General features: G+C 61.7%; 8 protein-coding genes and 1 pseudogene. 5 read left to right on the top strand and 4 right to left on the bottom strand.

What is annotated here, in order from left to right:
* Window positions 1-139 precede the first annotated feature (139 nt).
* Both Q8P46_01015 and Q8P46_01020 read left to right on the top strand, forming a co-directional pair.
* Window positions 140-2,575 (top strand): tetratricopeptide repeat protein, encoded by a 2,436-nt coding sequence (locus Q8P46_01015; GenBank protein MDP2618754.1) that lies wholly within the window; start codon window positions 140-142, stop codon window positions 2,573-2,575.
* Between the two features lie 593 nt (window positions 2,576-3,168).
* On the top strand, window positions 3,169-4,596 hold the full coding sequence (locus Q8P46_01020; protein ID MDP2618755.1) for an undecaprenyl-phosphate glucose phosphotransferase: 1,428 nt from the start codon (window positions 3,169-3,171) through the stop codon (window positions 4,594-4,596).
* Between the two features lie 33 nt (window positions 4,597-4,629).
* On the opposite strand, the gene Q8P46_01025 is transcribed toward Q8P46_01020, so the two are convergent.
* The 4 genes from Q8P46_01025 to Q8P46_01040 all read right to left on the bottom strand — a co-directional run bounded on the left by Q8P46_01025 (window position 4,630) and on the right by Q8P46_01040 (window position 9,497).
* A complete protein-coding gene (locus Q8P46_01025) occupies window positions 4,630-5,367 on the bottom strand; it encodes a DUF502 domain-containing protein (GenBank protein MDP2618756.1) in 738 nt (245 codons plus the stop codon).
* 486 nt (window positions 5,368-5,853) lie between these two features.
* Window positions 5,854-7,680 (bottom strand): glutamine--fructose-6-phosphate transaminase (isomerizing), encoded by a 1,827-nt coding sequence (gene glmS, locus Q8P46_01030; protein ID MDP2618757.1) that lies wholly within the window; start codon window positions 7,678-7,680, stop codon window positions 5,854-5,856.
* Between the two features lie 80 nt (window positions 7,681-7,760).
* On the bottom strand, window positions 7,761-9,125 hold the full coding sequence (gene glmU / locus Q8P46_01035) for a bifunctional UDP-N-acetylglucosamine diphosphorylase/glucosamine-1-phosphate N-acetyltransferase GlmU (protein ID MDP2618758.1): 1,365 nt from the start codon (window positions 9,123-9,125) through the stop codon (window positions 7,761-7,763).
* Window positions 9,126-9,254: 129 nt separating this feature from the next.
* Window positions 9,255-9,497: a hypothetical protein gene (locus Q8P46_01040; GenBank protein MDP2618759.1), complete on the bottom strand. Its 243-nt coding sequence runs from the start codon at window positions 9,495-9,497 to the stop codon at window positions 9,255-9,257.
* 61 nt (window positions 9,498-9,558) lie between these two features.
* On the opposite strand from Q8P46_01040, the pseudogene Q8P46_01045 reads away from it, so the two are divergent.
* From Q8P46_01045 to Q8P46_01055, 3 genes and pseudogenes are all read left to right on the top strand, one after another.
* Window positions 9,559-9,836, top strand: a pseudogene (locus Q8P46_01045) (hypothetical protein).
* A 272-nt stretch (window positions 9,837-10,108) separates the two neighbouring features.
* Window positions 10,109-11,155, top strand: a complete 1,047-nt coding sequence (locus Q8P46_01050; protein MDP2618760.1) for a TAXI family TRAP transporter solute-binding subunit — start codon at window positions 10,109-10,111, stop codon at window positions 11,153-11,155.
* A 175-nt stretch (window positions 11,156-11,330) separates the two neighbouring features.
* Window positions 11,331-12,355, top strand: a 1,025-nt coding sequence (locus Q8P46_01055) for a TRAP transporter large permease subunit (protein ID MDP2618761.1), incomplete at its 3' end; no start/stop codon positions are given.

Consider the following 12,355-nt stretch of genomic DNA (forward strand, 5'->3'; position numbering starts at 1 on the left):
GAGCGTGCTGCATTAGCCAAAATGCGCGAAAATCTATATGTTTTTGAAGAATTCGATTTAAGCTCATCGGGACAAACGGGTTTTCCATCGATAGCTTCAAATCGCATACGGCCGGTCATTGTGGGAGCGTCGCTGAAACATGACGGTATTGGGCAAGCGAGAGGCGGCGGGCGCCAGTGCCCTGGGAAAGGCTTCTCGCTTTGCGGCGGTAGTCGCGACCCTTCTTCTGCTTGTGGCCTGCAGCGACCCCAAGGCGCGTGAGGCCGAGAATATCGAGCGGGGCAAAGCTCTCTTTGCTTCCGGCGAGTTGGCTGTCGCAAAGGTGGCCTTCAAGAACGCCAATCAGATCAATCCGAAAAACGCCGAAGCACTTTATTATCTTGGACGTATCAACGAGTCAGAAGAGAAGTGGCCGCAGGCTCTTACGAACTATTTGCAGATCGTTTTTGAACATCCCCGTCATCTGCCGGCGCAGCTCCGTCTCGGTTATCTCTTTATGTGGAACGGGCAAATGGATCAGGCCTATGCGCAGGCTCAGACCGCGGCCGCGCTGGCACCGAGGGACGTCGAGGTTCTGATCCTTCAAGGGGCAGTGAGCCTTCGCCAAGGCTATCTCGGCGAGGCACGCAATTTTTCCGAGGCGGCTTTGAGAGCCCAGCCCGCTAATCCCCAGGCGGGGTTGCTGGCTGCGCGCGTGCTCGCAGCTTCGGGCGAAGTCGGTCGGGCGCTCGACCAGCTTGTGATCTCCCTCGAGCAGAACACCGACGACCTTTCCTTGCTTACCTACAAAGCAGAGCTTCACGTCGCCGAGAGCGACATGGCGGCCGTCCAAGCTGTTTACGACCGCATATTCGAGCTGCGGCCGGATGACTTTGCCTACAAGCTTGCCCTGGCGCGGATTTACGCCAGCCGCGACCGGGTCGACGACGCTGAAAAGGTGCTGCGCGACGCGGTCGCCGCAGGCATTGGCGGCAACGAAGCGAAGTTTGCACTCGCCCAACTGCTGGTGCAGCGCAGATCCCCTGAAGCCGCTTTTCAAGTGCTACGGAAATTCGTCGCTGCGGATCCAGCAAATCACGTGCTGAGCTTCAAGCTCGCCGACATGCTTGCCGAGCATGGCAATCTCGCGGAAGCAAAGACGGTACTCCGGTCGGTCATCGACCGCGCCGAACCGGGCAAAGATTATGCGACCGCGCAGGCGGGTCTTGCTCATCTCGCCCGCGCCGAAGGTAATACCGCGCAGGCGAAAATGCTCGTCAACGCGGCCCTTCAGGGGGGCTTCGACGGTCCCGACGCTTTGATCCTGCGCGCGCGGCTGGCGCTCGATGAAACGCGAGCGGATGCGGCAATCAGCGACCTGCGGGACGCACTGCGGCTTGCCCCGGATTCCAAAACCGCCTTGCAGTTGCTGAGTATCGCCCAATTGGTGAATGGCGAAGTCGCGCTCGCGGTCGACACGCTGCGACGGCTCATCGCTCTTCATCCCGAGGAGTTGTCGGCAAAGCAAGACCTCGCTTCGCTGCTGGCCAGCCAAGGCGAGAGAGAAGAGGCACTGCATCTCATCGACGAAGTGATCGAGGTACAGCCCTCTATGATCGATCCGCTTCGCGCCAAGGCGGCGCTTCTCATCGCCCGCGGCAATTGGAGCCAGGCAGAGCGCGTCATCGCCGCGATCACAAGGGCGCCAGGCGGACACCTGCCGGGAACCGAATTGAGTGGCGCTCTGGCACTGTCACGGGGCGAGTACGATACCGCACTTGATCAATTCAAGCAGGTGCGCGAGCAAGCGCCAAATCCTGACGCAGCGGTCGCCGGCATGGTGATTGCCGCGCTGGGCCAGCAAGATTTTGCCTCGGCTCAGAAAATCCTCCAAGAGAGGCTGGCGGAGGCGCCGGAAAACGCCCCGTCGCACCTGTTGCTGGGGCATTTGCTGGCGCTCGAGGGTGACAGCGAGGGGGCTGCCGCCGCATACGCCAAGGCTACCGCTGTGCAACCGGATTGGTATGCACCCTATTTGGCGCTCGCGCGCATCCGCCTCAGCGGTGGCGACCGCGACGCAGCGGTCTCCGTCCTGCAAGCGGGGGTCGATCGGGCGGCATGGAAGGCACCCCTGCTTCTGGTGCTCGGACAGGTCCAGATCTTGAACGAGGAATATGAGGCGGCCACCGTCACTTATAAGCGGGCTCTCAAACTGGTACCGAGCAGCCTCATCGCCGCCAACAATCTCGCGGCGCTGATTTCCGACTTTCAATATCAAGATCAGGAGGCACTGAACGCCAGCTTGCCGCTCATCGAGCTGCTCGAGCGCTCCAATGAACCGGAATATCTCGACACGCTGGGCTGGCTGCAATACCGGCTCGGCGACCTCGGCCGGTCGGCCGTCAATCTTGAGCTGGCGGCAAAGCAAAGGCCGGACAACCCACAAATCCTTTACCACTTCGGCGTCGTCGAGAGCGAGCGCGGCAATATTGAGCTTGCCTTGGCGGCACTCCGCAAGGCGGTGCAGAAAGGCGCAAGCTATCCGGGTCTTGAGGATGCCAAGGACCGTCTCAAACGCCTAAGCGAAGGCAACTGAAGTCTGCCGCGGCAAACGGCTCGCCGACCGCTTTGCAGGATTGCGGCAATGGTCGCACAAGGTTGGTCAATTTGATTGCGAACTCACGTCGAAATCTGAGGCTTAGGTTACAGACTTAAGCCAGCACGTGATTGAGTCACAGTCGGTACACAAATTTATCGACTTGGTTAACTGCGGTGTTGCAGGTGACTGCATCGTCTCTCCAGACTGCGGGAAGCGCAACACGATTATCAGTTTGTCAACAAAATCAAGTACTCCTGCCGAGTGGCACATCACTGTGAGACGCTTGACACAGGCGTGACCCCGGTGTTCAGACTTGTTGCCAAACGCCGTTGACGGCGCGCAGTCGCAATCGCAAACGAGCACAAATTCCGTGGTTTGGCTGGTGATTTGCAAGGTGTTCGTGATAATGTGATTAAGGGACGAGAAATTCGAATCGGCTTTGGGGATTCGTTCTGCCCGCGTTGGAATTGGGGGCCAGGGGTATGTCTTCGGAAATTGGCGGACTGAGGGGAGTGTCGGTCTCGCGGAACGGGGTTCTTGCTGACCGACGCCCTGCGACGGGACGCAAGTCCGTTCCGCGCGATGCGTCCTTGACCGCGCGCACTGACAAGGGGAAGGGCCGGCTCTCTGTCCTCTCGGAGCAGCTCATTCCCGGTCTGCTTCAGATTTCCGACGCTGCGATTATTGGCCTGAGCGGCGCTGCGGCCTACTCCATTTACAGAAGCGGGAGCATCGAAATCCCGCTGCAGTACGGCGCGGCGATGGCGGCGATGGTCGCCCTGTTCATATACTTGGCTCGTCGCGCCGATCTGTATCGGGTTGAAACGATTACCGCCTGGCCCCGCCGCATGGGCCGGCTGTTCATCATCATGGTGACGGTGTTCCTGCTGATGACGGCGCTTTCCTTTTCGCTCAAACTCCAGGGACAGTTCTCGCGCATTTGGGTGTCGTCGACCTTCTCCTCGGCGACGGTGCTCCTCATCGCCTCGCGTGGCGTCATACTTTATTTCCTTCGCAGGTGGGGCGCGGCAAAGGGCATGGGCCGCTCGATCGCGGTAGTCGGCGGCGGGCTGCAGGCGGAGTGTTTTCTCATGCAGTTTCGTGGCTCGGGCAGCCTTTGGCACAAGATCGTCGGCATCTTCGACGATCGGGTCGAGCGCCTGTCCAGCAAGTGGCTGGATTATCCGGTTCTGGGCAATCTCAATGACCTCGTCAAATATGTTCGGCGCGGCGAGGTTTCGACCGTCGTCATCACCATACCGTGGAGCGCGGACAGGCGACTGCGCGGCATTGTCAGCGAGCTTTCGGAGTTGCCGGTCGACATCTATCTCGGCTCGGACCTTGTGGGCTATCAGCTTCAACGCATGTCGAAGACGCTTCTAGGCGGGGTCTCGGTCTACGAGGTTGCCGCAATCCCGATTTCAGACTGGGCGGCGGTTGTAAAGACGCTCGAGGACAAGGTATTGAGCGCCATTTTGCTGCTCATTTTCTCGCCCGTGCTGCTTCTCGTTGCGCTTGCCATCAAGTTGGATACGCCAGGTCCGGTGATCTTTCGCCAGCGCCGCTACGGATTCAACAACGAAGCATTTCTGATCCGCAAGTTTCGCACCATGTATCATTCGGATCAGGCGGAGCGCGAGATCGTGCAGGCCAAGCGCAACGACCCTCGGGTCACGCGGGTCGGCCGCCTGCTCCGGCGCACCAGCCTGGACGAGCTGCCACAGCTCATCGACGTATTTCTCGGCACCATGTCGCTCATCGGTCCACGGCCGCACGCAGTGGAGCACGACGAGTATTACGAGGCGTTGATCCAGGGATACAAGGCGCGCCAAAAGGTCAAGCCGGGCATGACCGGGTGGGCCCAAGTGAACGGCTTGCGCGGCGAGACCGAGGCCGTAGAGCACATGCAGGCCCGCGTCGCCCACGACATCTATTACATCGAGAATTGGTCGTTTTGGCTTGATATCAAAATTCTCGTCATGACCCTGTTCGTCGGCTGGTACCACAACCGTGAATAGGGACCCGATCTAACCCCGACAGCGGCGAACGCTCTAAGTCACCGTTTCCGGGGCACTTTCGCCGGCCTTCTCCGCGGCCCTTTCCGATGATCGTCTCGCCGCGCGCATCTTGCGCCGCCTCTGTGCAACCTTCGCCAGCTGTGCCGCCTTGTCGCGTTGCCCCGGTATCACGAGCCCCGCGGAAATGACCATCTTGGCGGCGTCCTCAACGCTCATGTCGAGGATGACGACATCGTTTTTCGGTACGAACAGCAGGAATCCCGAGGTCGGATTGGGCGTGGTCGGCAGAAAAACCGAAAGCATATCGCCGTCGACCGGCGACTTGCGCACGATCTCGCCCTTGGTGGCGGTGGAGATAAATACGATCGACCAGATGCCCTTGCGCGGATATTCGATAAGACCGGCCTTCTGAAACGAGTTCTGGCTCTGCGACAGCACCGTCTCGAAGATCTGCTTCAGGGCCCGATACACATTGCGCACGATCGGCATGCGGTTGAGCATCAACTCGCCATAGCTGACGACGGTGCGGCCGAACAGATTGGCGGTCAGGGCGCCGAGGACCGTCAGGCCGGCGATGGCGAAGAACAGGCCGACGCCGGGCACGGTGAACGGCAGGTAGGTCTCCGGAAGATAGATGGCCGGGACAAAGGGCTTCACCCAGCCGTCGACGAGGGTGATGAACCACCAGGTAATATAGACGGTGATACTGACCGGCGCGGCGACGATCAGCCCAGTCAGAAAATAGTTCCGCAGCCGGGTCCCGGCAGCCATCTTGGCGCTCCGGCTGTCCCTGGTGAGCGTCTGAATACCGCGCGGCTCTGGCCGTTCTTCCTCGTCCGGCTGTTCGCTCATCAATCGCCCCTTTCCTGAGCAGCCATTCCCGCGCCCCGGCGCGGCCTTCAACATATGGGCAATTGGCGCATCTTATCAATCGCGCGCGCTTCGCGCGACAGGTGGCACCCGATGGTTCTCGATGGTCGGGCGCGGGATGCCGACGGCTTGCGATCGCTCCTCGGCATCGATGCGGGTACGCTCGGTCTCGATCACGGTCGCATCCGCAGCGTCAAACGCTACATCGACCTTAGCGCTGGGCGCTGCCGGCCCCCCATCGTCCGCCTGCCGCGAACGCCAAGGCGGTGATGAAGATGCGCTGCCGCGCATGCCTCGCCATGGCAGGTCCGCCGCTGATTCGTGTCCGCACGCATTTTGACCAAGTCCGCTCCCCCCGGTCAACAAAACAAGGCGAACGGCGGCTTGCTATTCCACGGTCACCGATTTGGCGAGATTGCGGGGCTGATCGACGTCGGTACCCATGTGAACCGCCGTATGATAGGCGAGAAGCTGCACCGGGATCGCATAGACGAGCGGCGTTACGGTTGCCGCCATTTCCGGCAGCAGGAGGGTTTCCACCGTGTCGACGGCGGCGGCCTCGGCGCCCTTCTCGTCGGTGAGCAGAATGATCCGGCCGCCACGGGCCGCCACCTCCTGCATGTTCGACACCGTCTTTTCGAAGATTCGGTCGTAAGGGGCGACAATGACCACCGGCATGTCCTCGTCGATCAGCGCGATGGGGCCATGCTTCAGCTCTCCCGCCGCATAGCCTTCGGCGTGGATGTACGAGATTTCCTTGAGCTTCAGCGCGCCTTCAAGCGCGATGGCATAGCTGGTGCCGCGGCCGAGATAAAGCACGTTTCGGGCATGCGCCAGCGATCTGGACAGCACCTCGATCTGCGGCTCGAGATTGAGTGCCGTCGCACACAGGCGCGGCACTTCACTCAGCGCATGGACAAGCTTGCTCTCGTCGGCCTTGCTTAGGTGTCCGCGCCGCCTTCCGGCCGCGACCGCCAACGCTGCAAGAACAGCGAGCTGACAGGTGAACGCCTTGGTCGAGGCAACGCCGATCTCGGGACCGGCGAGCGTCGGGAAGACGATTTCCGATTCACGGGCAATGGTCGACTCGCGCACATTGACGATCGCCGCGATATGCTGGGCGTGGGCGCGGGCAAAGCGCAAAGTGGCGAGCGTATCCGCAGTTTCGCCCGACTGCGAAACAAACAGGGCCAGTCCTCCAGGGTCGAGGGGCACTTCGCGGTATCGGAACTCCGATGCGATGTCGATGTCGACCGGCAGCCGGGCCAATTGTTCGAACCAGTATTTGGCCGTCAGGCCGGCATAGTAGGCGGTGCCGCAGGCGGCGATGGCAACCCGTTTCAGGTCCTTGAAATCAAAGGGCAAATCGTCCGGAAGGACGGTCAGCTCATTAACGAAGTCGAGATAGTGGGCGAGCGTGTGACCGATGACTTCGGGCTGCTCGTGGATCTCTTTGGCCATGAAATGCTTGTGGTTTCCCTTGTCGGCCAAGAGCGCCGAGGCGGCGGATCTCTGCACCGGCCGGCTGACGGGTTTTCCGGCGGCATCGAAGATTTCACGCCGCTCGCGCGAAATCACCGCCCAGTCGCCGTCCTCCAAATAGACAACCTGGTCGGTAAAGGGGGCGAGCGCGATGGCGTCTGAGCCGATGAACATTTCCCCCTCGCCGATGCCGATGGCGAGAGGGCTGCCTTTGCGGGCGGCGACCAGAAGGTTCTCCTCGCCGTCGAACATAATGGCGAGCGCGAAAGCGCCTTCCAGCCGCGGCAGCGTCTTGCGCACGGCTTCGACCGGACTGAGGCCCGACTTGAGCGCATGGGTGATCAGTTGGGCGATCACCTCGGTGTCGGTCTCCGTCTCGAATACGGTGCCCGCAGCTTCAAGCTCCAGCTTGATGGCGCGGAAATTCTCGATAATGCCATTATGCACGACCGCGACCCGATCCGTGGCGTGGGGATGGGCATTGCGTTCGGTCGGCGCTCCGTGGGTCGCCCAGCGCGTGTGGCCGATGCCGATGGGACCGGTAAGCGGCGCGGCGTCCAGTTTGTCGGCAAGTTTGTTGAGCTTGCCCTCGGCGCGCAGGCGGGTGAGCCGGCCGCCCTCGAGGGTCGCGATACCGGCTGAATCATAGCCGCGATATTCGAGCCGCTTGAGCGCCTTGAGGATCGCTGGCGCGACGGCGCCGCGAGAAACGATGCCAACAATACCGCACATGCCGTTGAAACTCCGGGGCTAGACCGTCGCCCGACCGGCGCTCTTGTAACCCGCCGCGCTGGCGGGGCCGAAATCACACATCATGTCTTTTTGTTGCCGCTCTTCTTACCGCCAACCTTCTCGCGCAGACGCGCCGCCCAGCCTGGCCGCACGATCTGTTCGGTGCGCTCCAGCGCCAGAGCGTCGTCCTCCACGTCTTTGGTGATCACGCTGCCCGAGCCCACATAGGCACCCTTCCCGACCGTGACCGGGGCCACCAGCGCCGTATTCGAGCCGATGAAAGCGCCGGCGCCGATCACCGTGCGATGCTTATTGTAACCGTCATAATTGCAGGTAATGGTGCCGGCGCCGATATTGGCGTGGGCGCCGACCGTGGCGTCGCCGACATAGGTGAGATGATTGACCTTCGCGCCCGGCCCGATGTCCGAGGCCTTGATTTCGACGAAATTTCCGACCCGGGCCCGCGCGCCGATACGGGCGCCGGGCCTGAGCCGGGCAAACGGCCCGACAGTGGCGCCCTCCCCGATCTCGGCGGCCTCGATGTGCGAGAATGCTCTTATGGTTGCGCCCGCGCGCGCGGTGACGCCGGGCCCGAAGACGACGTTGGGCTCGATTTTCACGTCGGGACCGAACTCAGTGTCATAACTCAGGAAAACCGTTTCCGGCGCGGTCATGGTGACGCCAGCTTCGAGCGCCCGGTGCCGCAGCCGCTGCTGACAGACAGCCTCGACGCGGGCGAGCTCGGCCCGGCTGTTGACGCCGAGCACCTCCTCTTCAGCGCATTCGACAAATGCGACGCTGAGCTGCTTGGCGCGAGCAAGGGCCACCGCGTCGGTTAAATAGAATTCCTTCTTGGCGTTGTCGTTGCCGATTTCCTCGAGCAGAGCCGGCAGCAGCGCGCCGCGAAAGCCCATGACGCCGGAATTGCACAAAACGATCGTCCGCTCCTCGGCACTCGCGTCGCGCTCCTCGCGGATCGCGACGACGGCGCCCCGGTCATCGGCGATCAGCCGGCCGTAACCCGTTGGATCGGCAGCCCGAAAGCCCAGGATCACCAGATCGGCACCATGCGCGAGCGTCTCGCGGATGCGTCGCAGCGTGTCGGGGCGGATCAGCGGCGTGTCGCCATAGAGCACCAACACGTCGTCGGCGGCGTCTTCAAGCGCCGCGCGAGCGGTCAGAACAGCATGGGCTGTGCCGAGACGATCCTGCTGGGTAAAAACCGACATTTCGCCGAATTCACGCCGCGCGGCTTCGGCCACTTCTCCTATGTCCGGCCCAACGACGAGTGCCATGCGGTCGCTTCCCGCCGCGCGCGCCACGTCGAGTACATGACCGATCATCGCCCGCCCGGCGACCTCCTGCATCACTTTCGGCCGCGCCGACTTCATGCGGGTGCCCTCGCCTGCCGCGAGGACCAGGCTAAGACAGGTTCGTTTCGTCATGAGACGCCATGGGCTCCGTAAACGTGCATATGGTAACGCGCATAACTTAAAATTCATTCGTAAATCAAGAAGATGGCTAACACCAAACCAGATCGCACGGCAACGGCGAGAAGCTGGGGTAAAGCTGCGTTATCGCGGCGGACTCTTTCCGCCAAGGAATAGCCGACCGACTTCGGGATCGGCAAGCAGGCCGTCGCCCTTGCCCGCAGCGGCGAACTGACCGGAGACCAGAACATAGCCGATATCGGCGAATTCGAGGTCCTTTTTAGCGTTCTGCCCGACCATGACGATCGTCTTGCCCTCGGCGTTCTGCAGATCGTCGAGGATCTTGAAAACCATGTCTATGAAGCGCGGCTCAAGCCCGATCGGCAAGCCGCGGATACTTGTCGAACGCGCGCTCGGCCACCTGCTTGGCCTCCGCCGGGCGATCTGTGGCACGGCCGAGCAACACATCAGGGAGGGCAAGGGCGCGATCAAGTGGACACGGCTGTCGCGCACGGGTCGCTGACCAGCCTGAAGGAGAAGCTGATCAAGATCGGCGCGGAGGTCATCAGGAACGGCGGCCATGTCGCCTTCGAGATGGCCGAGGTCGCCATCCTACCGCAAATGTTCCAGGAGATATTGCGGCTCATGGGGGAATCTCGGCCGCAGCCACCACCAGCGCCGGCGGAAGACACACGACGATCAAGCATTCAAGAGCAACCGAAATGAGGAGTGCGTTCGAATATCGGGAAAAATGACCGGATCGGCTCCTCGACAACCGTGCAGGCTGCGTCGAATAGGAGCGGGCCGGGTGTCGAACCTGGGCTTCCAAGCAATGCAGAAAATCGCTACCATTCACCAGTTGCGGAGCCACATCTGGGGAACCCCAGCTTGCGGCATTGCCGCAGGGAGCCCAAATGGCTACTCTGACGCCCGAAACTGGGGTTCACCAGGGTCAGCCGTCCTGGTTGGCAAAAAGACAACCGAAAGGGAGGACACTCATGTCTAGAACGAAATATGCCTGCAATGTCGCGGCGGCTGCGCTCGGCTTCGCGGCCGTGCTTGCCCTGTCGGCCCCGCAGCCGGCCGGCGCGCAGGAGCGCAAATCGATCCGCTGGTCGACCTCCAGCGTCGATTCCTACGGCTACAAGATTGCGGCTTCGATGGTCAAAATCGCCGAAGAAGCGCTTGGCGGCGAATACACCATCACCGTCAATCCCTACCCGTCCACGACCGGCGCTATGAAGGCGGCGATGGATGGCACCGGCGAGATCGGCTACACCGCCGATGTCGGCATGACCCAACTCTATGCTGGCGAAGGCCCCTTCAAGGATTACAAAGCCGCCAAGAGCAATTTGGTCCACACCTGGTACGCCTATCCGATGGAATCGTTCATGGCGGTGCCGGCCGACAAGGCCGCGCAATACAAGTGCCTGAGCGATCTGAGCGGCAAGCCGACCTTCTTCACCACCGCCGGGTTCATGAACTGGCTCAACTTCCAGCGCATGTACAAGGTGCTCGGCTACGAGTTCAACCACGTCCAGATCGATCCCAAGACCCAGTCCGACGCGCTCAAGGGCGGCACGATCGCGGGTTCGGTGGCCTATACGACGGCCGGGGCCACGCTGGCGCCGTACTGGATGGAGACCGACGTGCGCATGGACGTGGCGGTGGTCAATCCGTGCCCGGAAGAAGTGGAGAAGCTGAAAGCCGCCGGCCTGGCGATCAGCGAAGTCGATCCGAAAGTGTTCTCCAAGGATGTCGGCGTTTCGAAAATCCAGGGCGTGCCGATTCTGTTCGGCTACAACATGCGCGCCGATATGCCGGAGGACGTCGTCTACAAGATGGTCAGCGCGTTCTACAAGAACCGCGAAGCGCTCGCCAAGAGCGAACCCGGCTTCGGCCCGATGGCGGAAGACTTTGTCGGTATGCAGGTCCAAGGCATCAACGCCGATCCGAGCATTCCGGTGCATGCCGGCCTCGCCAAGTTCCTCAAGGAGCAAAACGCCTGGAACGACACGTGGAAGATCGCTGCCAGCGGCAATTGATCGCATAGAGGGAAATACGGGCGGGAGTTTGCGTCAAACGCAAACTTCCGCCTCGCGCTTATTCGCGTGCCGGCATGATTGCTGGGGAGAGCGGCGGCATCGCGCGAGTCGCAACCGGCCGCTGACGTCGTAAGGGCCGCCGGCTGAAAATGCACTAGCCGACGTGGGGACGGTTATGACGAGCAATCAGATCAAGCGCCAGTTCAATCTGAGCAACCTGATTCTCGCGTTCTCGCTGGTTCAATTTAGTTGGCTCGCCTGGTACTACTACACCGGATCGGGAGGGGCTCAGGAATTGGTGGCGCGGGTCATGTCGATCGCGCTGATCCTGCAGATCCTGTTCACCTACCGGCAGGATTACCTCTACAAATGGCTGCCGCCGCGCGCCAACGACGCCATCGTGGTCGCCTATATCGCCATCTGCGCCTACGTATTCTGGCATTTTCATACCGAGTTCGAAGAGATCGCGATCTATCGCCAGGGCTCCTACACCACGCAGGACTTCATCGCCGGCCTGCTGGTGTTTCTGCTGGTCATGGAGCTGTCGCGGCTCGCCCATCCGGTGCTGTTCTGGATCAACGCGGTTCTGGTGGTCTACACGTTGTGGGGATATCTCAGCCCGATCGATTTCTTCTGGCATCCGGGCACGTCCTTCTATCGCATCGTGACATCGAGCACCGTGGAGTTCTCCACTGGCATCTACGGCATTTATGGCCAGCTCGCGCTCACATTGATCGCCGCCTTCCTGCTGTTGGCCGCCGCGGCGCAGGGCTTCGGTGCGCAGAGCGCGATGATCAACGTCATGCGGCGCATCGCTGGCCGCTCGCGCCAGATGGTGCCGCAGTCCGCCGTGCTCGGCTCGCTCTCGGTCGGCATGATCAGCGGCAGCGGCTCGGCCAACGCGGTGGTGGTCGGCAGCATCACGATTCCGCTGATGAAGCGCTACGGCGTGCCGGGAACTTTCGCCGCCGCGGTGGAGGTCGCGGCCTCGATGGGCGGCCTCCTCATGCCGCCGCTGATGGGCGTCGGTGCCTTTCTGATGTCGGAATTTCTCGGCGTGCCCTATTGGGACGTGGTGGCGCGCGGCTTCGCGCTCGCCGTCACCTATTACGTGGCGCTGGCGCTCGCTGTCTATCTGCTGTGCGTCCGCCTGCTGCCGAACGATACGATCGTGGCGGCGCCGGTGCCGCTCTACGACCG

It is taken from the genome of Hyphomicrobiales bacterium, assembly GCA_030688605.1.
GTDB lineage: Bacteria > Pseudomonadota > Alphaproteobacteria > Rhizobiales > NORP267 > JAUYJB01.

Bases quoted from the DNA above. Each gene is read 5' to 3' on its own strand.
- glmS (MDP2618757.1), bottom strand. From the start codon at position 7,680: ATGTGCGGTATTGTTGGCATCGTTTCTCGCGGCGCCGTCGCGCCAGCG.
- glmU (MDP2618758.1), bottom strand. From the start codon at position 9,125: ATGACGAAACGAACCTGTCTTAGCCTGGTCCTCGCGGCAGGCGAGGGC.
- Q8P46_01015 (MDP2618754.1), top strand. From the start codon at position 140: ATGACGGTATTGGGCAAGCGAGAGGCGGCGGGCGCCAGTGCCCTGGGA.
- Q8P46_01050 (MDP2618760.1), top strand. From the start codon at position 10,109: ATGTCTAGAACGAAATATGCCTGCAATGTCGCGGCGGCTGCGCTCGGC.
- Q8P46_01025 (MDP2618756.1), bottom strand. From the start codon at position 5,367: ATGGCTGCCGGGACCCGGCTGCGGAACTATTTTCTGACTGGGCTGATC.